A 24,890-nucleotide genomic window follows, 5' to 3' on the forward strand; every position below is an offset into this window, starting at 1 on the left:
GATCCTCACCGCTTGCGGGCGAGGCCGCACCACATGGGCAGCGGCCTGGGTCCGGAGGCTCCCTGCGGCGGCCTCCACAGTTCCGTCTCCACCACTCCGGGCGCCACGATGTCCATGCCGTCGAAGAACCGCTCGACCTCGGAGCGGGTCCGCCGCGTCACGGCGTCGCCGGTCTGCTTGTCCATTTCGGTGAGCATCGCGTTCATCGCCGTGTCCGCGTCGTCCTTGGCGAAATGGGAAAGCGCCAGGTAGCTGCCGGAGGGGACGGCGTCGAGCAGTTCGTCCACGATCCGCCGGGGCCCCTCGGAGTCGTCCACGAAGTGGAGCACGCCGAACAGGATGAGCCCGACGGGCCGGGAGTAGTCGAGCGTCGCGGCGGCCCTGCGGAGGATGTCCTCCGGATCGCGGAAGTCGGCCTCCAGGAAGAGGGTGTCGGGGTCGGAGGCGAGCAGGTACTGCCCGTGCGCCGCGACGGAGGCGGCGTTGTCGACGTAGACGACCCGGCAGCCCGGCGCGACCGCGCGTGCGGCCTCGTGGGTGTTGCCCATCGTCGGCAGCCCGCTGGCGAGGTCCAGGAACTGTCGGATCCCGCACTCGCCCGCGAGGTGTCCGACGATGCGCCGGAGGGCGTCGCGCGCCGCGTGGAGGTCGACGCGGACCCCTTCGATGCCGCCGGTCTCGCCCGGCCAGTTGACGAACGCGGTGTCGCCGACGGTGCGGTCGACCGCGAAGTGCTCGGTCCCGCCGAGCAGGTAGTCCATGATCCTCGCAGTGTTGGGGATCATCGGGTTCACCCCGGCCGGCGCCACCGCCGGATCCATGGTCATCGGTTGGCTCTCCTGCATGCTGCCGCCTCCTTGGAGCCGCGGCATCGAAGCTCGCGGTGTTGAAGAGCGTTCACGAGAACAGCGTGACGCCAGAAGGAGAGCGGGGCTTCTCTTAGCGTGCTCAGCGCGCCGACAATGCCGTTCAACGCCCTTCAACGCCGTTCGGCCTTCTTCAATGCCGGGCAATGCCGGGCAATTCCGGAGTAGTTCGCCGCCCCCGCCGATGCCACGCTCTGGAAAGGACGCCCGGAAAAGACGCTCGGAAAAAGAAAGGCGCGTCCGCGTTCAGTGGGCGACGCGCACTTGTTTCGCGTCGCGATTCCCCCAGCCCAGATCAGCGAGGATCACGTATGACGCCTCAGTACGATGACATCGTCGTCGGCGCCGGATCGGCCGGTGCCGTGCTCGCGGCACGACTAAGTGAGGACGCGTCGCGGCGCGTGCTTCTCCTTGAGGCCGGACCCGATTATCTGACGCCGCAGGAGACCCCCGACGAGATCCGCTCCGGCAATGCGATGTCCTTTCACGACCACGATTGGCAGTTCAAGGCCGACATCCGGGACGGGCGGAGGATCCGCTTTCCGCGCGGCAAGGTGACGGGCGGCTCCTCGGCGGTGGGCGCCACGGTCGCGCTGCGCGGCCTTCCCGCGGACTACGACGAGTGGGCGCGGGCCGGGAACCCGGCGTGGTCCTGGCAGGAGGTGCTGCCCTACTTCCGGCGTCTGGAGGACGACCTCGACTTCGGTGGTGAGTACCACGGGCAGGGCGGCCCGTACCCGATCCGCCGCTGGCGCCCCGACGAGCTGTTGCCGGGGCAGGTCGCCTTCGTCGAGGCCTGCATCGAGGCGGGCTTCCCCGAGGCCAAGGACCACAACCACCCCGACGCCTCGGGAGTGGGCCCGATTCCGTCGAACCGGCGGGACGCCGCGAACCGGGTCACCACCGCCATGGCCTATCTGACGCCGGCGCGCGGACGCCCCAACCTGGACATCAGGACCCATACGGTCGTCGACCGGGTCATCTTCGAGGGGCAGCGCGCGGCCGGCGTGGTGGCCGGAACGGCCGGCGGCGGCTACGAGACGATCACCGCGCGGCGGGTGATCCTGGCGGCCGGCGCCGTGGCGTCGCCGATGATCCTCATGCGATCCGGCATCGGCCCTTCGGCGGACCTGCGGCGGCTCGGCATCGACTGCCGGGCCGACCTGCCGGGCGTCGGCGCGAACCTGGTGGACCACCAGCGCACCGGAGCGTTTCTCACCCCACGACCCGGCGCGTGCGACCCGTCGGTCCCCTTCCTGCAGGAGATCCTCCGCACGACCGCGCCCGGCTCCGACGAGACGAACGACCTGCAGTTCTACATGGTGAACCACTTCGACCTGGCTCACTTCCCCGAACTCCAGATGCTCTCGGGGACGACGATGATCTACGGCGTGATGGTCGTGTCGCAGCGCCCGCGCTCCCGCGGGACGCTCGCGCTGACCTCGGCGGATCCGCTGGCGCAGCCGCGGATCGAGCTGAACTTCCTCAATGACGACGGCCGGGAGCTGGACCTCCTCGTGGAGGGCGTGCGCACCTGCTGGCGCCTGGCGGCCCACCCCGGCATCCGCGGTCTGGGACAGGGTTTCGTCATCCTGCGCGAGGCGATGATCGAAAACGACGACATGATCCGGCAGTACGTCAAGACGAGCCTCGACAGCGCCTACCATCCGGTCGGGACGGTGCGCATGGGGCCGGCGGAGGACCCCTCGGCCGTCGTCGACGAGCGGGGCGCGGTGCACGGCATGGAGTCCCTCTACGTCTGCGACGCCTCGATCATGCCCAACACCGTCCGCGCGAACACAAACCTCACCTCGATCATGATCGGTGAGCGTACGGCCGACTGGCTGCGCGAGTAGCCGGACGGCACGAACCGGCCGGGGCGGATCAGCGTCCCGGCCGGTTCCGTACGCGCCCGGCCTTTGTCAGTTCGCCGGGCGTACCGTCACCGGCAGGCCGCCGCGGATCTGCAGGGTCAGCATCGCCTCGCCGGTCACCCGGTATCCCGGCACCTTGGTCAGGCGCAGGTCGCGGGCCACTGTCGCGAGCGCGACGGTGGCCTCCATCATGCCGAGGCTGTTGCCGACGCAGAAACGCGGCCCCGCGCCGAACGGGATGTAGGAGTAGCGGTTCCGGCCCGCTGACGCGGAGGGAGTGAATCGCTCCGGGTCGAAGCGCAGGGGCGACGTCCAGAACGCGGGGTGCCGGTGCAGCAGGTACGGGCAGAGGAGGACGTCGGCGCCCGCCGGGACGGGGAATCCGCCGATCTCGTCGTCCGCGCGGGCGATCCTCGGCAGCAGCCAGACCGGGGGATACAGGCGGAGGGTCTCTTCGAGGACCTGCGTCGTGTAGGTGAGCCCGTGCAGACTCTCGATGGTCAACGGGCCTCTCCCGAACACCTCGACGGCCTCGTCGTGCAGCCGCCTCCATGCCTCCGGATGCTCGTCCAGCAGGTGGAGCGCCCAGGTCAGCGTGCTGGCCGTGGTCTCGTGCCCGGCGAGCAGCAGGGTGACCAGCTCATCGCGCATGCGGATCCGTCCGGCGTGCCGGTCGGGTTCGCGGCGGATCGACTCGATCAGCCGGGAGACGACGTCGTCGCCGGCGGGCTTGGCCGCGCGGGCGGCGGCCAGCGTGTCGACGATGCGCTGAAGGTCCCGCCTGGCCCGCCGGAAGCGGACCTGACGGGGCAGCGGAAGCCAGAGCGGCACCGCGCCCAGCGTGATGGCGTCGAACATCGCCTGGTCCTGGACGGCCTCGAACGACCCGGCGATCGACTCGAACATGCCGAGGTCGGCGTCGACCAGCGTGCGCCCGAGCACGCCCAGAGTGAACGCGGTCATCTCCTCGCGCAGGTCCACCCGGCCCCGGCCGCCATGGGAGCGGAGCCGTGCCGTCAGCTGCTCGGCCTCGTCGGCGATGGCGCCGAGCTGGGCGGCGATCCGTCTGGCCTGGAACACCGGCTGGATCGTCTTGCGCTGCCTGCGCCAGAGCTCTCCCTCGCTGGTGAGCAGACCGTCCCCGAGAGCGCGCCGGGCGTGGACCATGCCCAGGCCCTTGGTGTAGTTCCCCGCGTTGTCGGCCAGGACGTGCTTGGCGTGGTCCGGGTGGTTGAAGAAGTAGAGCGTCTTGGGGCCGAGCGGCAGACGGACGGCGTCACCGTACTCGGCGGCGGCCCAGGTCATGACGTCCAGGCGGCTCCGCATCATCCTCGCCAGGACGGCCAGGGTGGAGGTACGGGGCGGCCCGGGGATGCGGGGGTCGTTCCGCGCGGCCGACAGGCCTCGGGTCGTCACGGCGCGGTCTCCAGATTGGAGAGCCCCGAGACGATGCGCCGCCGCCAGAGCTCGTAGGCGGGGACGCCCGAGGGGCCGGAAGGTTCGGCACTGGTCGCCTCGGCCTCGGCACGGGACGTATCGGCCAGTTCGGACGCCTGTTCCGGCGTGACGCCGCAGAGCAGCCCGGCCGCCAGTGTGGTGTGCGGGGTCACCAGGCCGGCGCGGAACCGGGCCGCGCCGGCGAACACGCCGCCCTGGGCGACCTGCGGCGAGTAGTTCCGGGCGCGCCGCCGGAGAGCCCGCAGCTCCGCTTCGTCCGCCGCGCCCGCATAGGTCGCGGCCAGGCCGGCGCCGCTGTACAGGTCGGCCCGCCGGCTCTCGTCGAACGCGTCGATCAGGTCGGCGGCCATCTCGGGGTCGGCTCCGCCGACGAACCAGATCGCGCGCCCGATGCCCTGGTCGATCGCGCGGCTCGCGTACCGGGCCGGGCCGTCGGCCGGCCAGGGGAAGTCCGGCTCCCGGTATTGCCGGTGCACGTACCGGTCGGTGTGGAAGTAGGCCTGGTGGAATCCATAGCCGTCGAGCACGAGCCAGCGCAGCACCGGATCCGTCGCGGCGGCGGATGCCTTGGCCCAGCGGAACCGCGGCAGCCTGGCCATGGCCCAGCCGATCCCGACGTAGACCATGTACACGTGGTCGTCGGCCTTGCCCTGGAGGAACCGGCTCACGTGGTGGCCTCCGAACGGGAGGCCGTCGCGGACCGCGAAACCCATGCCGGCGCCCTCGTACGCGAAGCCGCGGAACTGCCAAGGCAGCTGCTCAAGACGCTCCTCGGCCTCCTCCGGGTGGCGCGCCTCGACGGCGTACGCGTATCCGGTGAGGAACGTCTCACCGATCGTTTCCAGCATCGACCGCGCGGCGGAGTCCTTCACATGGAAGCCGCGGACCGAGAGATTCGCCTCCTTCATGCTCGGCGTCAGGATCCGGCGTCTGAGCGCTCGCCAACCACTGGCCATTTTTCCTCTCCTCTGAACGGATCGCCCGAACGCCCGAGCGGGATCTCGCAGGCCGGGGTTCGGGGCGCCCGCTCCGTGCTCGCCTAGATGACGTTGCGTCGGCCCGAAGCGAGTTCCGGGCGTGGTTGCACGATCGGCCTGTGCCCGGGAAAGACCTGCTGGTCCAGCTCGGGAAGCGCCAGCAGGATCGGCAGGTCGGTCAGGTCCATGTCGCGCATCGGGATGTCGATCTCGACCTCTTCACCCGCCCGTATGGCGAAGGGGCGCCCGTCGCCCACGAAACCGGGCCTGGCCCATGGCCGCGGATCGAGGCCGGCCCCGCACACCGCGATGGCCACCGCACGGACGTACCACTCGCCGACAGGAACCGAGGCGAGCCGGTACTCGCGCAGACGACAACAGTCGGCAGGGCTGTCGATGATGTCGCAGGAGACCGGCATCCCCTCGACGATGGGACTGCTGAACACGCCGACGTAGACGCGGAGCGGCGAGTTGCTCGGCGGCAGCACCATCATGCCGTGCACCGCGCCGGACGGGCGGCGCGAGTCCCCCGCGAAGGGCGGGAACGACGGCCGGCCACCGCGGAAGAGCGTACGGAAGCGGGCCGGCGTCACGCCGACGCTTCGGCGGAAGCGGGTGGTGAACGTTCCAAGGCTGTTGTATCCGACCATGTAGGTGATATCGGTGACACTCAGTGACGTGTCCAGCAGCAGGCGCTTGGCGCTGTAGAGACGGATCGCGCTCAGGAAACGCCCGGGCGACGTGCCGGTGACGGACCGGAAGATTCGCGAGAAGTAGAACTTGCTCAATTTGGCGCTGTCGGCTATGTCATCAAGGGACAGAGGTTCACTATAGTGATTCCACATCATCGTTATCGAACGTTCCACGGCCTCTCTACAGATCTCCTCCATAGAACCCCCGTTCTCTAGAAGCAACAGGCTTGATCGTTTCTCTGCGCCCCAACCCGCTTGATCCGGTTGTCTTGCTCTCCAGGGATAACACTCCCGAGTATTTGCTTGTGAGGTGGCTGCCCGGGGGTGGTCAGCTCATTATGCGCAGGTCCTTCCCGATTCCACTTCTTTGAACTTGCTTGCGTGGGTGCGGTAGCGGTGCCGGTTTCCTGTGGTGCCCCTGCGTGCCGAACCGGTGACGCACCGAACGGGGTCAATACGAAAGAAGTCGTGGGCCGCCGGGACGCCTAGGCTGGTCAGGGGTGCTCGACTTCAGCGGGACCGTGCTCTTTGCGGCCTATCCCGACCCCGCCGTCCCCCGAAGCGGACGCACGACGCGCCTCCTGGCTCCGGGGGCACCGGTAGGCCGCCGGCCACGGAGGAGGCCCGCCGCGGCCCGCCCTTCGTCGTGCCGAGTAAATCGCCGAGGGGTTCGGCGGCTTCTTATAGATTGCGCTGTCCGGCATTTGGGATTGCGCGGCGACGCGGCCGAATTCCAATCGAAGCAAGGCAGGAGAAGGACGGGCGCGAAACCCGGTGCAATGCTGGCGACGGCGAGTTCAGGCGCTCCCCCCAGAAGCCCATCCGCAGTCAATCGAAATTTGGAGAACGATGCTGTCCAACCGATTTGACGTGGCCATCCTAGGATCGGGAATAGGCGGCTCGATGCTCGCGAGCATCCTCGCCAAACAGGGGGTCTCGACGCTCCTGCTCGAGGGGGCGAGCCATCCCAGGTTCACCATCGGTGAGTCATTGATCCCGGAAACCGGGCTCCGCCTGCGCATCGTCGCCGAGAAGTACGGCGTTCCGGAGATCGGGTGGATCGGCACGTTCCACAAGCTCCGGAACCATGTCAGCAGCAATTGCGGCGTGAAGCGCTCGTTCGGCTTCATGTATCACCGCGCCGGCGAGGAGAACCGCCCCGACGAGATCAACCAGTTCGGCACGCTGGCACCGCCCGTCGGCCCCGACTCGCACCTGTTCCGCCAGGACACGGACGCGTTCCTCGCGGCGCTCTCAGTCAAGTACGGGGCGACGTTCCACTCCCAGACGCGCGTCTCCGAGATCAAGTTCGGCGACGACGAGGTCGAGCTGCGCGCGGAATCCGGCCAGACGTACCGGGCCAAACTCCTGATCGACGCCTCGGGCATGCGGTCGATGGTCTCGGACCAGCTCGGCCTGCGCGACGAGGTGCCACGCTTCCGGACCGACACGCGCGCCCTCTACACCCACATGGTGGGACTCAGGAGCGCCGATCTGCTGCTGGACTCCCGGGGCAGGAGCCGCCTGATCTCGCCGCTCGGCCAGTCCACCATGCACCACGTCTTCGACGGCGGCTGGATGTGGGTCATCCCGTTCGGCAACCACCGCGATGCCACCAACCCGCTGACGAGCGTCGGGCTGATGCTCGACCGGCGCAAGCACCCCGAGCCGCAGGGGACGCCGGAGCAGGAGTTCCGCCGGATCATCTCCGCCTACCCGACGGTCGCGCGCCACTTCGCCGAGGCGGAGGCCGTGCGGCCGTGGGTCAGGTCGGGCCGCATCCAGTACTCCTCACCGCACCTGATCGCGCCCCGCCTGATCCAGCTCCCGCACGCGGCCGCGTTCGTCGATCCGCTCTACTCCAGCGGCATGTCGGTGCTCATCGTCGCGATCGACCTGATCGCCGAGGCGCTGCTCAAAGCCGTCGCCGACGACGACTACTCCATGGAGCGGTTCCAGTTCGTGGAAGACGTGGTCAACCGCGGATTCGACCACTACGACGCGATCGTGTCCGGGGCGTTCGACTCGTTCGCCAGCTACGACACCTGGAACGCGTGGAACCGCAACTGGGTCATGGGGAGCCTGCTCGGCACATTCGGCCCGTTGTCGCTCTGGGTGCGCTACCACAAGACCAAGGATCGCTCGTACCTGATGAAGACGACCGAGCCGAGCCGGATGGGCGTGCTCGGCAGCCACCTGCCGGGCGTCGTCGACGTGGTGCGGGCCTCGCGCGCCGACATGGAGGCGGCCGTCGACGGCGAGATCACCCACGCGGAGGCGAGCGAGCGCATCTTCGCGCGGTTCCGCCAGGTCGACTTCCTGCCGCCGTACATGGGGTTCGGTGATCCGGGGAAAACCGCCACGGCGACGTTCACACTGATCCCCGGTGCCCGGCACGTCATGTGGTACCGGTCCCACGGCGACGCGACGTACCGGGAGAACTGCACCTTCCCGCTGCTCACCTACGCGCGCGACGGTGCGGGCTTCGTGCTGGACGAGACGCGTCAGGCATGGCGGCGCGGCTTCTCCGCGCTGCGTGACGTCTTCTTCGCGGACAACGGCGACTGGCGCCACACGGCGCCGGCGCTGGACGCACACCCGCATCTCGTGACGCCCATTCCGCCGGTCACCCCCTTCGCGGACGAACCGACCGAGTTCGACCCGGCCGGGAGTTCGCAGAGCGTGGCCTAGCCGAGCGGGGAGGGACCCCGCGTCTTCATGAACGGTGTTTCGAGAGGAGAGAGCAGTGAGGCAACGTGAGCGTCTCCGCCGGCTGGTACCGGGAGTGCTGGCGGTCGCCGTCGGCACGTCGTTGTGTCTCAGCGCGAACGCGGCTGTCGCGGTCTCCGGCGGCGAGCGCGCTGCCGCGAAGTACAAATTCCAGGAGCTGCCGATCGCGCTACCGCCCGGCTACGACAACCAGCACATGAACACGATCCGGGAGGTGAATCCGTCCTATCACAAGATCCGCTCCTGGATCTCCGCGGTCGGGGCCGGCATCGCCATCAACGACGTCACCGGCCACGGCCGCGCGGACGGCATGTGCATCGTCGACACCCGGACCAACCAGGCGATCGTGACCTACACGCCCACGGCGCCGGCGAGTGACCGGTTCACGCCGTTCACCCTGAACCCCGCGCCGCTGCCGTACGACGGCACGATGGCGCCGACCGGTTGTGCGCCCGGCGACTTCACCGGTGACGGCCGCATCGGCTTCCTCGTGACGTACTGGGGCCGGACCCCGATCCTGTTCCTGCCGAAGTCGGACGCCACGACGCCTTCACCGAGTGCGTACGTGCCGCGGGAACTCGTGCCCTCACAAACGCTCGACGGCAGATACCACGGCCCGCGGTGGAACACCGACGCCGTGTACATCGGCGATCTCGACGGCAGCGGGCACCCGTCGGTGGTCATCGGCAACTACTGGCCCGACTCGGACGTGCTGGATCCGAAGGGCATCAAGAACGTCCTGATGCCCAACAGCTTCTCCTCCGCGAACAACGCCGGCGGCGCTCATGTGCTGCGCTGGGTCAGCGCGACGGCGGGCACCGATCCGCAGGCCGCCTACGTCGAGGACCACGACGCCATCCCGTTCGAGAACTCCACCGGCTGGACGCTCGCGATCTCCGGTGCCGATCTCACCGGTGACGGGCTGGCGGAGGTGTACCTCGCCAACGACTTCGGCCACGGCTACCTTCTCTACAACCAGTCGACGCCGGGCCGGATCAAGTTCACGGAGGTCAAGGGGCAACGCACCCCGACGACCCCGAAGTCGTTCGTGCTCGGGAACGGCTCCTTCAAGGGGATGGGCGTCGACTTCGCCGATCTGACCGGCAACGGCCGGTTCGACTTCCTGGTCAGCAACATCAACGTCCCCTGGGGCCTGCAGGAGAGCAACTTCGTCTTCATCAACCAGACCAAGAGCGAGGCCGAGATGGCGCGCCAGCTCGGCGCCGGGATCGCCCCCTTCACGCAACAGGCCCAGCAGTACGGCCTGGCCTGGACCGGCTGGTGCTGGGACGTCAAGGCGGACGACTTCCTGAACAGCGGTGAGAAGGAGGTCGTCCAGACCACCGGTTTCGTCAAGGGCGAGGTCAACCGGTGGAACTGGCTGCAGGAGGCGGCCACCATGAACGACGAGCTCTTGGACAACCCGGACATGTGGCCCAACTTCCAGCCCGGCGACGACGTCTCGGGCCATGAGGCCCTCGCCTTCTACGCCAAGAACTCCAGCGGCACCTACGTGAACATCAGCTCCCTGCTGGGCCTGGCGGTGCAGACCCCGACACGCGCGGTCGCCACCGGCGACACCACCAGCACCGGCGCGCTGGACTTCGCGGTGGCGCGGCAGTGGGGACCGCCGGCGTTCTACGCCAATCAGGCACCGAACCGCGGCAACGTCCTCGAACTCAAGCTGTACCGTCCGTCCACCACGCCGTCCGGCGCGGGCAGCGGCCTGAAGATGATCGGCAGTCCCGCCTACGGCGCCACGGTCGAGATCACGACACCGCGGGGCGCCCAGATCTCGCAGCTCGACGGTGGCGGGGGCCACGTCGGGTTCCGCAGTTTCGACGTCCGTTTCGGGCTCGGTTCGTACGCCGGCCCCGTCTCCGCCCGTGTCCGGTGGCGTGATGTCGGCGGAGCGTCGCACCAGCAGTCGCTCTCGCTCACGCCCGGTGTCCACAACCTGATGCTCACCGACTCCGTCAAGGAGGTTCCCAGCCGATGACCGCCGTCCTGCACCACCATGCGGGTGACAGCGCCCCGTCTGGTTCGACGGTCGACTCCGCGAAGCCGAAGCCGAAGCCGGACGCACGGTATATCGCCCTGCGTAACTTCGCCATGTCGATCAGCGTCCTGAACATCTTCGGCTATGCCGTCCTCGGCTTCGAGCAGCCCTGGTTATGGCCGATCATCGCCCTGGCGACGGGGTACACGACCGAGATCACGCTTGAGATGGTCAGTGCGTGGGCGTACCGGCGGCGGCCTCGCTTCCTGGGTGCGGGACCGCGCGGCGTGTACGAGTTCCTGCTGCCGGCCCACATCACGTCCCTCGCCGTCAACATGCTGCTCTACGCCAACAACCAGATCCTGCCGATCATCTTCGGGGTGTTCGTCGGGGTCGCCGGCAAGCACGTGTTCCAGGCGCCCGTCAACGGGCGGATGCGGCACTTCATGAACCCGTCGAACTTCGGCATCGCGGTGGTCCTGGTCTCCTTCAGCAGCTGGGTCAGCATCGCACCGCCGTACGAGTTCACCGAGAACGTCAACACCTTCTTCCGGCTGATGATCCCCTTGATCATCATCACCGCCGGCACCGTGCTCAACGCCATGCTCACCCGCAAGGTGCCCCTGATCCTCGGCTGGATGGGAGGCTTCGCCATCCAGGCGTTCGTCCGGCACGGGATCTGGGACGTCGCGCTGTTCTCCGCGCTCGGCGCGATGACCGGGGTCGCGTTCGTCCTGTTCACCAACTACATGATCACCGACCCGGGAACGACGCCCATGAAGGCGCGCGCCCAGTTCATGTTCGGCAGTTCGGTCGCGATCGTCTACGGGATCCTGATGCAGTTGAACATCACCTACACCCTCTTCTTCGCGCTGGTGATCGTCTGCGGTGTCCGCGGTCTCGGCTGGTGGAGCCACCACTTCATCCAGCGTTCGCGGGCCCGGCGCGGGTCCGACGCCGCCCCCGTGACGGGAGAGGAACCGGGCCGGGTGCGGGTGACGACGGACGTGCGACTGGGCGGGCACGGGCGGGCACCGCACGTACCCGTCGAATCATGACCGTCGAATGAGCACAGTGGGACGAGCCGACTGAGGAGATCATGACCGGGGGTTCCGGCGCGATGCTGGTGGTCGTCGATGTGGCGGTGGTTCTGGCGGTGGGAGCCGCTCTCACCCCCCTGATCCACCGCCTGCGGCAGCCGCGGGTGATAGCCGAGATCGTCGCGGGCATCGCGCTCGGCCCGAGCCTGCTCGGCCTGCTGCCGGGGCATCTGACGACGCGTCTGTTCCCGGCCGAGGTCCGGCCGGAACTGTCGGCGATCTCGCAGGTGGGCGTCCTGCTGTTCATGTTCCTGGTTGGCTGGGAGATGAACCTCGGCCACGCGCGCACGCGCGGCGGCGCCGTGCTGAGCATCTCGCTGGCCTCCATCGCCCTGCCGTTCGGCACAGGGGCCGTGCTGGCCGCCTGGCTCCATCGCGATCACGCGATCGTCGACGGACACCACGTTGACAAGGTGGCGTTCGTCCTGTTCGTCGGCACCGCGATGGCCGTCACGGCCTTTCCGGTGCTGGCCCGGATCATCATGGAGCACCGGCTCCAGATGACGCCGGTAGGTGTGATCTCGCTGGCCGCCGCGGCGGTCGGGGACGTCCTGGCCTGGTGCATGCTCGCGCTCGTCTCGATCGTGGCGGCGTCGTCGCACCCCGAGCGACTCCTGCAGGTCATCGGCTGGTCCGCCCTGTACGCACTCGTGCTCTGGATGGCCGTGAGGCCGTTGCTCGGAGTCCTGATCCGCCGGCTGAGCCGCGGCGGTGACGTGTCGCCGCAACTGCTCGTGCTCGTCGTCGCCGGCGTGTTCCTGTCCGCCTACACGACCGACCTGATCGGGATCCACGCCATCTTCGGTGCCTTCTCCTTCGGCCTGATCATGCCCCGCGGCTCCGGCGGGGTCCTCGCCTCACGAGTGCGCATCCCGATGGAACACGTCACCGGGCTGCTGATGCCGATCTTCTTCATCAGCACCGGGCTCTCCGTCGACATCATCGGGCTCGGCGGCGGCGGCCTCCTGGAGCTGGCGGCCATCATCGGAGTGGCCTGCCTGAGCAAGCTCGGCGGCGTCGTCGCCGCGGGCCGCGCGGCCGGGATGTCGTGGGCGGACGCGCGGACCGTCGGCCTGCTGATGAACACCCGTGGCCTGACCGAGCTGATCATTCTGAACGCGGGGCTCAGCCTGGGCATCCTGGACACCCGTATGTTCACCATGATGGTCTTGATGGCCTTGGCCACCACGGCGATGGCGGGGCCCTTCATCCCCCGCCGGCCCTACGCCAGACCCGAAGGCGCCCTCCCTCCGGCGGCGGCCGTGGAAGCCGCGCCGGCCGCCGGCGCCGGCAGAGGTTCCGGGGGTTCCGGGGGTTCCGGCGCCGCCTGACCTGCCGGATGCGCGGCCGAGTCGTCCTACGGAGCGTTCACGGACACCCGGGTCCGGATGGCTGCCCTGCTTCCCTTGGAGAGCACGAGGTGACCGCCGGTGCGGGGGCGGAGGTTTCGGCCGCCCTGAGCGCGGAACGCGCCGGGGGTCACTCCCACCGAGCTGCTGAACCGCGTGGTGAAGGTGCCGACACTGGTGTAGCCGACCTGGTTGCTGATCTCCGCGACGCTGAGCGACGTCGAGACGAGGAGATGCTTGGCCTCCTGGAGCCGCAGTGCCGACAGGAACCGAGCCGGGGACATTCCTGTGTAGACCCGAAACGCACGACAGAAATGGAATTTGCTGAACAGTGCGATTTTCGCCATGTCGTCAATCGTGATCCGTTCACCGAGGTTCTCTTGCATGGCAACGATGACTCGTTCGATCGACTGCTCGATGCTGATACCCACAGAATTATCTCTCCCGGAACCGATCGTAGGTGAGCGACGACCTGGCGAGTTCACGCCAGAGAAATAATCGCGTGCTCCAGTGCCTTCCCTTGTGATCCTGGCGGCCGATTCGTCGCCAGGACCGGACCCGGCTGTCCCTGGTCAGCGGCGATCGGGGCACATTCGAACAATTCCCGGCTGGATCACAGCAGGACTGCGGAGGTGTGAAGTCGGCCGCGGTTCGCGTCGGCTCAGCTCACGGGGTGGCGACAGGCGGTTCGGCCGTTCGCGGGGGCACCGAGGCCCCCGCGCGGCACGTGGGCCCGCGCCGTCCACGGGGGACCTGGACTGCTCGACGGAAATGGCAGTCGCCGGGCGTCGTAATTTTCGCCGAGTTCGCCGTGCCGCCGGCCGCGATCCGTTCATCGAAACTCTCGTGAAGGACACAGAACGCCTCTCCGTAACTTACCGTGAGTGACCGGCGACCTGGCGGATTCGCGCGTCCGATGAAGTGTTGGCGCGCTCCAGATCCCTTCATTGGTAATCCTGGCGGTCGGTTTGTCGCAAGGACCAGGCCTGGCCATCTCCGGCCAACGGTGAGGTGAGCACGATCGAAGAATCGCTAAGCGCGTCTCGGTGAGGCGGCCCGTGTCCTGGGACGGCCGGGCATGGTCGTCAGGCCGGTCGTCTCGCCTGAGCGGGGACCCCCGGGGCGTAGGGCCGGAGTGCCTCCACGAGGGAGTCGGGCACCCTGGCCGGGACGGTGCGCGTGTTCGGCCCCCGCATGCAGGCGACCCGCTGACGGCCGCGCGCGACGAGCCTGTCGACTCCGCCGGGGTCCAGCAGGACGTAGTCGAAGCCGAACTCCAGCTGGGTCTGGGACAACTCGATCAGCCGCATCCGGATGGACAGTTCGTCGAACGCGGTGATCTCGGCGAAGAACTCGCAGTCGACCTTGAGGGTGAACAGTTTCAGGTCGTCCTGCAGTTCGGCGAGGATCTCCGGCGCCTCGCTCTTGAGGAACAGCTCCCGGCACCGGCCCTGCCACCGCAGGTAGTTGACGTAGTACACGTTGCCGACGAGGTTGGTCTCCTCGAAGCCGACCGTGTGCAGATACTCGAAGTAGTCCGCCATGATTGTCTACGACCGCCTTTCAACCAGGATCGCGAACACCATCGGCTCGGTGCGCCCGCTCAGGAAGGCGGCGAACGTCGCGATGAGCAGGTCTCCCGACACGAAGACGGCGCAGCCGCCCCGCGTCTTCGGGGCCAGGGTGAGCGGGGTGTCCGGCGGAAGCCCCGCCTTGCGGAGGCACTCGACGGCTGACCACACCCGCGTGCCGGCGACGGCGGCGCCCTCGTCCATCTCCTTCGCCACGAGACCGGCCACGGACTCGTACCGGCCGAGCAGTCCGGCCCACTCGGCCGCGGTCCGCTCGGCCGCCGCCTCGACGTCGCAGGCCACGGTCGTCGTGGCCACGGCGACGACCGTCAGCCCGGCGCAGTGGGACGCCGTGATCAGCCGGTCGCCGTCGATCTCCGGACGGCCGTCGGGCCGGTAGAGGACGTCGACGTCCTCGTCGAGAGCGCGTGCCGCGGCGAGAGCGGTGCGCCGGCGCCGCTCCGTCACGGAGGCGCCGGGTCCAGGGGTGTCCTCGCCGTCGGGCTCCACGGTCACGGCCACGCGCGCGCCGGTGAGGTCTTCCACCGCCCGTTCGAGGAAGGGACCGAGCAGCGGGGCAGCCGACCACGGCCCGCGGCCGTCGCCCTTGCGGACCGCCCTGAGCCGCAGGCCCTCCCAGCGTTCGACGACCTCGCCCGCCTCGTTCCTGACCGCGATGTCGTAGACGTAGTCGTCGCCGTCATGGGAGCGCTCGGCGGCGCAGTAGCGGAGCTTTCCCGCGGTGCTCAGCCGCGCGCCTCCGGGATGGATCCGCTCGATTCCGGTCGGCAGCAGCGTGGCGTCCGGAACGCACACCTGGTTGCCGTGCATCAGGGCGTCCCTGACACCCGGGTCGCCCAGCAGCAGCTCGCCGGGCAGGAAATCGGCGAACCACCCAGGCTCAAGCGCCTCGACCTCGACATCGACGTGCCGCGCGGACACCCGGTGATACCGGCGCAGCCGCTGGAAGCGTCCGCCCTGGAACAGCACCGGGCCGTACAGCTCCGTGGCGGGGTCGAGCGGCACCTCCGGCACCTCCGCCCCGGTCTGGCCGGGAGGGCCGTCGGGGACGTCCGGCTGCCCGAACCGCAGCCGGGCGCGGAAATGGTCGGCGGCGAAGTCCGTCTCCGAGCTGCGGATGGTGGCCAGGACGGTGTCGTCCTCCGTGACCACCACCGCGACGCGGATCGTCGTGGTCCCGGCCGGCGGGACGATGATGGGCCGCGAGAACTCCGCGTCCTCGATCACCGGGGCCTCCAGGCGGCCGGTGACGGACGCGGCGGCCTGCGCCATCGCCTCCATACCGAAGACCGCCGGAAACAGCAGGTTGCCGTCCAGCAGATGATCGGAGAGATAGGGGTCGGTCCCCGCGTTGAGTTCGATCTCGGTGACGAGTTCGACCCCGTGGTAGCGGACGAGCGGCCTGCCCACGAAGCGCAGCAGCGGGAGCTCGGGCGAGTCGTGCCGGACCGTGTCGATGGTCCCCGTCCGCCCGCTCACCACCACGACCTCCGGGGCGCCGGGGTCGGCGAGCAGGCGGTGCATGATCTCCACCCCCTGCTCGGGGACGATGGGAGTGATGCCGTCCCGGGCGAGGGACTCGACGACGGCGAGCCGCTCTCCCATTCCGACCCCGGACCAGACCGACCATTCGAGGCACAGCGCCCGGCATCGGGGGTACCGGGCCGCCGTCTCCTGGGTGAGGGCCGCGAGCCATTCGTTGGCCATCGCGTAGTGCGCTTCGCCGCGTAGCCCCGAGCGGCCGATGATGCTCCCGAAGGTCAGCAGCAGCCGGAGCCTCTCGGGCTCGATCGCGTCGAGCACCGCACGCAGCCCGCCGACCTTCGGTGCGAAGGTGGCGCGGACCTCGTCGAAGTCCAGGTCGGCCAGGCCGCGGGGGACGTTGCGTCCGGCGCCGTGCAGGATCGCCGTGATCGGCCCGAGGTCCCTGGTCGCCGCGGCCACGGCCGCCCGCACCTCGGCGGGGTCGCTGACGTCCGCGCGGAAGTAGCCGGCGGCGACGCCCGCGGCGGCCATCCGCCGGAGGTTGGCGGCGAGCTCGGGGCTCTCGCTCGGCTCGGAACGGCCGAGAATGGCCAGCCGGGCGCCGCTGTCGCCGACGAGTGCGAGCGCGCATTCCGCCGTGATGCCCTTGCCGCCGCCCGTGACGAGAACCACGTCCGTGTCGTCGAGTCGAACGACCGTGTCGTCGAGCCGGGGTTCCGCGACATCCGGACGTACGGGCATCGCGCGGAGGGTCGGAATCCGTCGTACGCCGTCCGTGCCGTAATGGACCTCCGCGTAGTCCCCGGTGGCCGCCACCTCCCCGACCACCCGGCCGACGGCCTCCGTCGTCGGGGGGACGTGCACGATGGTGACACGGAGATGCGGGGCCTCCAGACGCAGCGTCTTGGCCAGTCCCGCCGCTCCCCGTCCGTGCTGGACGAGGACGAACCGGTCACCGATCGTGTTCGACAACGCGGCCTGCGCACCGTCGAGGGCCGATCGCAACTCGTCCTCGGCGCAGTTCTCGGACAGGCAGACCAGGACGCCGGACCCGATGCCGGCCCCCTGCAAAGCCGCTCGCAGCGGCTCCGCGAGCGCATTGCCCGGCGAGGCGTAAAGGAGCCACTCCGGCTGTCCGGCGGGGCGCTCGCCCGCGACGGCCCGCGCGGTCGCTCGCCCACCCACCACGGACGCCTCGGGCAGGCGCGCCTCGACCAGTTCGACGGCGAACGGCCTCGCCCACGCCGCCGCACCCTCGACGGCGGACGAGGGCGCGGCGGCCGGGGCGGTCTCCGCCAGGCCGTCGAGCGTCTCGGCCAGCTCGCGCAGCGTGGCCGTCGCGAAGTTGGTCGCGGGCTGCAGGACGGTCACTCCGCGGGCCTTGGCGGCCGTGTCCATCACCTGCCCCACAGTGATCGAGCTCAGGTGCAGATCGTCGAGCAGGCGGCTGTCGTCCGCGACCATCTCCACGGGCAGTTCGACGCGTTCGGCCACCAGCCGGCGGAGGACGACCAGGGTGTTCTCGCCGGTCCGCTCCTCGGCCGGTGCCACGGGGCCGTCCCCTTCGACGGACGCGGGCCCGGCACCGGATGCCGGCGTCCCGCCGGGTTCCTCGACATCTGATACGGGCGCCTGTTCGCAGGGACTGGCGAAGAAGCGGAACGTTTCGCCGATCTCCAGCGGCCGGACGAGGCGACCGTGGAACAGCTCCCCGTGGTCCACGGCCGCGCCGACGACGAACGCCGCGCCCACCACGCGGAGCAGCCCGCCGAGCGACTCGTCGTCGGTGTCCAGGGGCACGGCGGGAACGTCGGTGCTCTCGGCCGCCAGCCGGCTGAGCACGCGCCCGGGGCCGACCTCGACGAAGAGGTCGATGTTCTTGGCGGCGAGTTCCACCGCCCTGGTGAACAGAACCGGATCGGTGATCTGGCGGCGGAGCAGAGCGGGGACGTCGGCGTCTTCGGGAAGGGTCTCGCCGGTGATGGTGGAGGCGACCGGACGCTGGATCCGGCCGAACCGCACCCCGTCCAGCTCGGCCACGAAAACGTCCGCGGCCGGAGCGACCAACGGTGAATGGAAGGCGTGGGAGACGGGAAGCCGGGTCCAGCCCACGCCCGCGCGCTCGGCTCTGGAACCGACCACCGCGATCGCCTCGATCGGTCCCGCGACCACGGTCTGCTCCGGCCCGTTGTAGGCGGCGACGACGACGGGCAGGCCGTCGATCAGTGCGGCGACCGCGTCGGGGGAGGCGCTGACACCTGCCATGGTGCCGGACTCGCTGCGCTCGGCCATGACACGCCCGCGTACTCCGGCCACCTTCAGCAGCGCGGGGCCGTCCAGCGCTCCGGCCCAGTGCAACGCGGAGATTTCGCCGAGGCTGTGCCCGACGGCGACGGTCGCCTCCAGCCCGAGCCGCGAAAGGGCGTACAGTCCGGCCATGGAGCCGGTGACGATGCGCGGCTGCGCGACGGCGGTCGCGACCGTGTCCTCCGTCATGGGCAGCGCGGCCTGTTCGTACACCTCGTCGACCTCGGCGAAGCGCCGCCGCAGCGCGCCGCCGCTCAGCCCTCGGCCCGAACCCTGCCCGGGGAACAGATAGCCGATCCGGCCCTCGCCGCTCGCATGGCCCAGGAAACAGCCGCCGTCGGGATCGGCCAGGGCCGTCTCGCCGGCGTCCAGCGCCTCCAGGAGCCGGCGCAGCCGCGATTCCGCGTTCTCGGGAGAGGTCACGACGACCGCGGCGCGGTACGGCAGCTCGCGGAGCCGCCGCTGCAGCGTCGCCGCGAGGTCGCCGAGCTGCGCGTAGGAGAGCGCCGGCACCCAATCGGCCAGTTCCGTGAGCCGATCCCGCAACTCGCCGGGGGAGCCGCCGTCGACCAGCAGCAGTTCGGCGTCCTGGACGGACGCGGCGAGCTCGCGGGTGCGCCGGTTGAAGGCAGGCGCCCGCCGCGTTCCGACGCCCTCCACGACCACGTGGCTGTTGATGCCGCCGAAGCCCATGGAGGTGACCCCCGCTCGTGGCGCGGCGCCGTCCGGCCACGGCTCGGCTTGGCGTAGCACCCGCAGCATCGCCGGGTCCCGCGCCAGCAGCGGATGGGGGTCGACGCAGCCGACCGTCGGCGGCAGCACCCGGCGGTGCACCGCCATGATGGCCTTGATCAGGCCCGCCACTCCGGCGGCGGCCTTGGTGTGGCCGATCATCGCCTTGACGGTGCCGAGCGCGGCCGGTGTCGCCGCGGCGGACGTGCTCGGACCGGCCGCCGAGACGGCCTCGGCCCGGGTCTCGGTCAGGGCGGTGAGCTCGGCGGCGTCTCCGACGGCCGTCCCCGTCCCGTGCCCCTCGAACAGCGGAACCGTCTCGATGCCGAAACCCGCCCGCTCGTACGCGCGCCGCAGCGCCAGCCGGTGGCCCTCGACCTCTGGTCGCGTGATGCCGCCGCGGCCGTCGGAGGAGATGCCCCAGCCGGCGATGGTGGCGTATATTCTGCGGTCCGTCCGGACGGCGTCCGCTTCGCGCATCAGCACGATCATCCCGCAGCCCTCGCCCGGCCAGAAGCCGTTGGAGCCCCGGTCGTAGACCCGCATCTCGGTCCTGGCGAGCGCACCGGTCTTGGCGAAGCCCACGATCTCGAACGGATCGATCGAGAGGTCGACACCGCCCGCGACCGCCACGTCGAGGTCGCCGTCGAGTAGTGCCCGGCACGCGGTCGTGACCGACAGCAGCGACGACGAGCAGGCCCCGTCCACCGCGTAACCGCCGCCGTTGAGATCGAAGAAGTTGCAGATCCGGCCTGCGATCGTGTTGGACAGCCCGCCGGCGAGCGTGTCCTCGTCGGGTGCGGGGAAAGGGCTCTTGTAGGCACGTTCCAGCTCGTCCAGGAACCCTCCGAGCTGGTCGTCCTCCCAGCCGCGGTCGCGGAGTGCCGCGCCGACCGTGCGCCGCACGTAGGGCCAGCGCAGCCGCAGCAGGTTGGCGCGGGTGAATTCGCCGGTGAGGGTGTTTCCGACAATGACGCCGGTGTTCTTCCTCGGCAGTCCTTCGGCGTCGGGAAAGCCGGCGTCGGCGAGAGCCCGGCCCGCCACGTCGAGCGCGAGCCAATGCGTGAGGTCGGTCGACCGGAACGTGCTCCCGGCGATGCGGTGCGCCACCCGGTCGAAGTCGTATCCTTCGATGACCGCGGCGTTCTTGGCGTAGAAGCTGTCCGGGGCGGCCGGATCGGCACGCCAGTAGTCGGCGAGCCGCATGCGCTCGTCAGGAAGGCGCCGGAAGGCCCGGCGCCCGGCGAGCGCGTTCTCCCAGAGTTCGGCCGGTGAATCGGCGTCGGGATAGATGCACGCCATTCCGACAACGGCAATCCTCTGCAAATCCATATTCGCCCCTTCGCTTTTACACTGAGCGCAAGCATGCCCGGTGCCGGCCGGTGCGTCTTCTCCTGCAATGCTCACACGTCAACGAGTCAAAAATAACGCTGTTTGATAATGGTGTGATTTATTGGACCGAGGCGTTCCGCTGCCGCGCCGTCCCGCTCCGGCAAGCTGAGCACGAAGAAAGAAGACCCCTTACCGGTGCTCGCGCAATGCTGGGTCTCGTCCGATTGCGAGCCGTGCCTGATCGCCACAGGAGGCGGATAAATGTGCGGAATCACTGGCTGGGTCTCGTTCGATCGTGACCTCACGCACGAGCGGCGGGTCCTGGAGGCGATGACCGAGACCATGGCGTGCCGTGGTCCCGATGACCACGGCACGTGGATCGATCGGCATGCGGCCCTCGGTCACCGGAGACTGGCCGTCATCGACCTGGTCGGCGGGGTGCAGCCGATGACCGTGCGCACCGAACAGGGTGATGTGACGCTCGTCTACAGCGGCGAGGTGTACGACTTCGCCGAACTGCGCGATGAGCTCACCCGGCACGGCGAGCGTTTCGCGACGTCCAGCGACACGGAAGTGGTCCTGCGCGGGTACCTGCGCTGGGGGGCGTCGCTCGCCGAACGGCTCAACGGCATGTACGCGTTCGCCATCTGGGACGGGCGGGACCAGAAGCTCGTCATGATCCGCGACCGTTTGGGGATCAAGCCGCTCTTCTACTACCGGACGCCCGACGGTGTGATCTTCGGCTCGGAGCAGAAGGCCGTCCTGGCCCACCCGTTGGCCAGGCGCACGGTGGACGCGGACGGGTTGCGCGAGGTCCTCTCGTACGCTTTCACACCACGGCACGCGATCTGGGCGGACATGCGGCAGGTCGAGCCGGGAACCGTGGTCACGGTCGACGCCGCGGGCGTGCGCGAGCGCACCTACTGGCGGCTGGAGACCAGGCCGCACACCGACGACGCCGAGACCTCCGTCGGACGGGTCCGAGAGCTCCTGGACGACATCGTGCGGCGGCAGCTGGTCGCCGACGTGCCGCGTTGCGTGCTGCTGTCCGGTGGGCTGGACTCCGGCACGCTCACCGCGCTGGCCGCGGCCCATCTCGGCGACGAGCGGGTGCGGACGTTCGCGGTCGACTTCATGGGCCAGGCGGAGAACTTCAGGCCCGACGACCTGCGCGACACCGCCGACACACCGTTCATCCGCGACGTGGTCGAGCATGTCGGCTCCGAGCACAACGACATCGTGCTCGATCCGAAGACGCTAGCCGACCCCGACGTCCGCAGGGCCACGCTCATCGCGCGGGATGTGCCGGTGGGGACCGGTGACATGGACTTCTCGCTGTACCTGCTCTTCAAGGCGATCCGAGGGAGATCGACCGTCGCCCTGTCCGGCGAGGCGGCGGACGAGGTCTTCGGCGGGTACCGGCACATGCACGTCCCCGCGATCCAGGCCGCACGCGCGTTTCCGTGGATCGCCGTCAACGTGGGTCCTTTCGACAAGGACGCCACCGGGCTGCACCCGCGACTGCTGGCGCAGCTGAACCTCGAGCAGTACCGGCTGGACAGGTACGACAGCGCGGTCGGCGAAGTCGAGCGGCTCGACTCCGATGACGACTTCGAGCACCGCATGCGGATCATGATTTATCTGCATGTGACCCGCTTCATGCGGTACCTGCTCGACCGCAAGGACCGGATGAGCATGGCGGTCGGGCTGGAGGTCCGGGTGCCGTTCTGTGACCATCGGCTCGTCGAGTACGTCTACAACGCGCCCTGGTCGTTGAAAACCTACGACGGCAGGGAGAAGAGCCTGCTGCGCGGGGCGGCCAAGGAGATGCTTCCCGAATCGGTCGCCTGGCGGCCGAAGAGCCCGTACCCGTCCACCCAGGATCCCTACTACAGCCAGGAGCTTCAGCATCAGGGCAAGGAGCTGCTGACGCGCCGGAGCCACGAGGTGTTCGACCTGGTGGACCGGGGCTGGCTCGAGGACGCGACGCGGCGCGATCTGGCCGCGGTGGACCGGCTGACGCGGCTCGGCCTGGAACGGACCCTCGATCTCGCCATGTGGCTGGACGTCTACCACCCCGAAATCAAACTGCCGTAGTCGTGGGCGCCACGCGCGGGCCAGGGAGTACCGACGAGATGCCGACCACTTCACACGAGACCTCGACACCACCCGCCGCGCTGGAGGAGCCGCCTCCGGAGTGGGTGCTGTGCGACGGTTGCAGGGCGATGATCTACGGAAAGCGCTGGCGGCGGAACCTCGGCTGCTGTCCGGAGTGCGGCCATCACGGCGCGCTCACCGCGCGGGCCCGGATGCGGCTCCTGCTGGATCCGGGCTCACTCGAACCGTTGCACTTCTCCATCGCACCGGCCGATCCGCCGGGCTTCACCGACGGCAGGCCCTATGCTCACCGGCTGGCCGAAGCCAGGGCGAAGACGGGCCTGCCCGAGGCCGTGCTGGGGGCCGCCGGTGAGATCGAGGGCAGTCCGGTGGTGATCGCATGCATGGACTTCCGTTTCCTTGGCGGCAGCCTCGGTTCGGTCGCCGGTGAGATCATCACCCGGATCGGGGAGGTCGCGCTGGCCCGCCGCGCGCCGCTGCTGCTGGTCACCGCGTCCGGAGGGGCCCGGATGCAGGAGGGCGCCCTGTCGCTGATGCAGATGGCCAAGACGAGCGCCATGCTCGCGAGGCTGGACGAGGCCGGGCTCATGACGATCTCCTTGGTCACCGATCCGACGTTCGGCGGGGTGGCCGCCTCGTTCGCCACCCTGTGCGATGTCACGATCGCCGAGCCGCGCGCCCGATTGGGGTTCGCCGGCAGGAGGGTGATCGAACAGACCATCAGGGAGACCCTGCCGCCGGACTTCCAGACGGCGGAGTTCCTGCTGGAGCGCGGGTTCGTCGATTTCATCGCCCCGCGCGGCCGGCACCGCGCCGAGCTGGGGAAGCTGTTGCGCTGCGCGCGTCCACGGCATCCGGGGCCGCCGCGGTCGCGCGTCACCGCCGGAGCCGGCGAGATCGTGGTGCGCGACCCGGCGCGGCTGCGCGACGACGACCCGCACGACGTGGTCCGGCGCGCCCGGCGGGTCGGCAGGCCCACCACGCTGGACTACGCCGCCCTCCTGCTGGAGGGGTTTCGTGAGCTGGCGGGGGACCGGGTGTCCGGGGACTGCCAGGCCATCGTCGGCGGCCTCGGACGTCTCCACGGCCGTCCTGTCATGCTGATCGGCCATCAGAAGGGGCACGAGCCTGCGGAACTGGCCCGCCGGAACTTCGGCATGCCGCTGCCGTCGGGATACCGGAAGGCCGCCCGTCTGATGAGACTGGCCGCCAAGCTGGGCATCCCGGTGGTCACGCTGGTCGACACCCCCGGGGCCTTTCCCGGCCGGCAGGCCGAGGAGCAGGGGCAGGCCACCGCGATCGCGGAGAATCTCAAGCTCATGGCCCGGCTGCCGGTGCCGGTGGTCTCCGTGGTCACCGGGGAGGGCGGCAGCGGCGGCGCCCTCGCACTCGCCGTGGCCAACCACGTTCTCATGTGGCAGGACGCGTTCTATTCCGTGATCAGTCCGGAGGGATGTGCGGCCATCTTGTGGCAGGACCCGGCCCAGGCGGGCCGTGCGGCGTCCGCGCTCAAGCTGCGTTCCCGAGACCTGCTGGAGCTCGGAGTGGTGGACGGCGTCCTGCTCGAACCGCCCGGCGGGGTCGACGCCGCCCCGGTGGAGGCCGCGCGGCGGCTCGGTTTCGCGATCTCGTCGAGTCTGGACGACCTCGAAGGGCTGTGCGGCGACAGGCTGTACACCGACCGTCAGGCACGTTTCGCTCGTTACGGCAGCGAGTTCGTGACGACGGACGGGGACTTCGCGTCAGAACGGGAGGCGTCATGATCCCCCTTCACTCCGATTCCGCCCCCGATTCCGCCCCCGAGGGCGGGCCCGGTTTCCGGGCCGAGGGGACCGATCTGCTGGAACGGGTGCGGGACGCTGTGGTGGTGTTGCTCGCCGAACTGCCCGGTACGGCGGACCGGCTCCGCGTCCGGGCGGGGGACATCGAGGTGGAACTGGGCTGGGCCACGCCGGCTGAAACCGCCTCTCACCCGGTGCGGTCCACCTCGTCCGACCCCGGAGCGCAAACGGTCGAATCGGTCACCGAGACCGCCGGCCTCAGTGTCACCGCGCCCACTGCCGGGACGTTCTACCTCCGCCCCGAACCCGGGGCCGAGCCGTTCGTCCAGGTGGGCGACCGGGTGAGCCGCGGCCGGCAGGTGGCGATCATCGAGGTGATGAAGCTCATGATCCCCATCGAGGCCGGCACTGACGCGGAGGTCGTCGACGTGCTGGTCGAGGACGGGCAGCCCGTCGAGTACGGTCAGCCCCTGCTCGCGCTCCGCAAGGCGACCTGAG

15 protein-coding genes are annotated in these 24,890 nt (G+C 69.6%); 8 read left to right on the plus strand and 7 right to left on the minus strand.

The window, feature by feature from the left end:
* Positions 1 to 5: 5 nt before the first annotated feature.
* Complete coding sequence (locus OG344_RS16420) at positions 6 to 827, minus strand: SAM-dependent methyltransferase (protein ID WP_405088956.1); 822 nt, start codon at positions 825 to 827, stop codon at positions 6 to 8.
* 350 nt (positions 828 to 1,177) lie between these two features.
* Here OG344_RS16420 and OG344_RS16425 point away from each other — a divergent pair, with 350 nt between their 5' ends.
* Positions 1,178 to 2,722 (plus strand): GMC family oxidoreductase N-terminal domain-containing protein, encoded by a 1,545-nt coding sequence (locus OG344_RS16425; RefSeq protein ID WP_327044143.1) that lies wholly within the window; start codon positions 1,178 to 1,180, stop codon positions 2,720 to 2,722.
* A gap of 66 nt (positions 2,723 to 2,788) precedes the next feature.
* Here OG344_RS16425 and OG344_RS16430 read toward each other — a convergent pair whose 3' ends face one another.
* The 3 genes from OG344_RS16430 to OG344_RS16440 form a co-directional block, all read right to left on the minus strand.
* Positions 2,789 to 4,156 carry a cytochrome P450 gene (locus OG344_RS16430; protein ID WP_405088957.1) on the minus strand — a complete coding sequence of 456 codons (1,368 nt, stop codon included), beginning with the start codon at positions 4,154 to 4,156 and terminating at the stop codon, positions 2,789 to 2,791.
* Complete coding sequence (locus tag OG344_RS16435) at positions 4,153 to 5,154, minus strand: DUF1702 family protein (RefSeq protein ID WP_405088958.1); 1,002 nt, start codon at positions 5,152 to 5,154, stop codon at positions 4,153 to 4,155. Before OG344_RS16435 ends, OG344_RS16430 begins: the two co-directional genes overlap by 4 nt.
* Positions 5,155 to 5,237: 83 nt before the next feature.
* The gene (locus tag OG344_RS16440) at positions 5,238 to 6,041 is read right to left on the minus strand and encodes a helix-turn-helix transcriptional regulator (RefSeq protein WP_405088959.1); all 804 of its coding nucleotides are present in this window, start codon (positions 6,039 to 6,041) and stop codon (positions 5,238 to 5,240) included.
* A 729-nt stretch (positions 6,042 to 6,770) separates the two neighbouring features.
* On the opposite strand from OG344_RS16440, the gene OG344_RS16445 reads away from it, so the two are divergent.
* Genes OG344_RS16445 through OG344_RS16460 form a run of 4 tightly spaced genes read left to right on the plus strand, consistent with a single transcriptional unit; the run spans position 6,771 to position 13,027 of the window.
* The gene (locus OG344_RS16445) at positions 6,771 to 8,558 is read left to right on the plus strand and encodes an NAD(P)/FAD-dependent oxidoreductase (RefSeq protein WP_405088960.1); all 1,788 of its coding nucleotides are present in this window, start codon (positions 6,771 to 6,773) and stop codon (positions 8,556 to 8,558) included.
* A 55-nt stretch (positions 8,559 to 8,613) separates the two neighbouring features.
* Entirely contained in the window at positions 8,614 to 10,596 is a 1,983-nt protein-coding gene (locus OG344_RS16450; protein ID WP_405088961.1) for an FG-GAP-like repeat-containing protein, read from the plus strand.
* On the plus strand, positions 10,593 to 11,654 hold the full coding sequence (locus OG344_RS16455; RefSeq protein WP_405088962.1) for an enediyne biosynthesis protein: 1,062 nt from the start codon (positions 10,593 to 10,595) through the stop codon (positions 11,652 to 11,654). Before OG344_RS16450 ends, OG344_RS16455 begins: the two co-directional genes overlap by 4 nt.
* Positions 11,655 to 11,695: 41 nt before the next feature.
* Positions 11,696 to 13,027, plus strand: coding sequence for a cation:proton antiporter (locus OG344_RS16460; RefSeq protein WP_405088963.1), 1,332 nt, complete (start codon positions 11,696 to 11,698; stop codon positions 13,025 to 13,027).
* A gap of 26 nt (positions 13,028 to 13,053) precedes the next feature.
* Here OG344_RS16460 and OG344_RS16465 read toward each other — a convergent pair whose 3' ends face one another.
* From OG344_RS16465 to OG344_RS16475, 3 genes are all read right to left on the minus strand, one after another.
* Positions 13,054 to 13,476, minus strand: coding sequence for a helix-turn-helix domain-containing protein (locus OG344_RS16465; RefSeq protein WP_405088964.1), 423 nt, complete (start codon positions 13,474 to 13,476; stop codon positions 13,054 to 13,056).
* 654 nt (positions 13,477 to 14,130) lie between these two features.
* On the minus strand, positions 14,131 to 14,589 hold the full coding sequence (locus tag OG344_RS16470) for an acyl-CoA thioesterase (RefSeq protein ID WP_327044152.1): 459 nt from the start codon (positions 14,587 to 14,589) through the stop codon (positions 14,131 to 14,133).
* A 6-nt stretch (positions 14,590 to 14,595) separates the two neighbouring features.
* Positions 14,596 to 20,493 carry a type I polyketide synthase gene (locus tag OG344_RS16475; protein ID WP_405088965.1) on the minus strand — a complete coding sequence of 1,966 codons (5,898 nt, stop codon included), beginning with the start codon at positions 20,491 to 20,493 and terminating at the stop codon, positions 14,596 to 14,598.
* A gap of 261 nt (positions 20,494 to 20,754) precedes the next feature.
* Between OG344_RS16475 and asnB the strand changes: the two genes are divergently transcribed.
* From asnB to OG344_RS16490, 3 genes are read left to right on the plus strand one after another with little or no spacing between them, the layout of a single operon-like run.
* Complete coding sequence (asnB, locus tag OG344_RS16480; RefSeq protein WP_405088966.1) at positions 20,755 to 22,590, plus strand: asparagine synthase (glutamine-hydrolyzing); 1,836 nt, start codon at positions 20,755 to 20,757, stop codon at positions 22,588 to 22,590.
* Between the two features lie 38 nt (positions 22,591 to 22,628).
* The gene (gene accD / locus OG344_RS16485; RefSeq protein ID WP_405088967.1) at positions 22,629 to 24,374 is read left to right on the plus strand and encodes an acetyl-CoA carboxylase, carboxyltransferase subunit beta; all 1,746 of its coding nucleotides are present in this window, start codon (positions 22,629 to 22,631) and stop codon (positions 24,372 to 24,374) included.
* Complete coding sequence (locus tag OG344_RS16490; protein WP_405088968.1) at positions 24,371 to 24,889, plus strand: acetyl-CoA carboxylase biotin carboxyl carrier protein; 519 nt, start codon at positions 24,371 to 24,373, stop codon at positions 24,887 to 24,889. Before accD ends, OG344_RS16490 begins: the two co-directional genes overlap by 4 nt.
* Position 24,890 lies beyond the last annotated feature (1 nt).

It is taken from the genome of Microbispora sp. NBC_01389, assembly GCF_045040095.1.
GTDB lineage: Bacteria > Actinomycetota > Actinomycetes > Streptosporangiales > Streptosporangiaceae > Microbispora.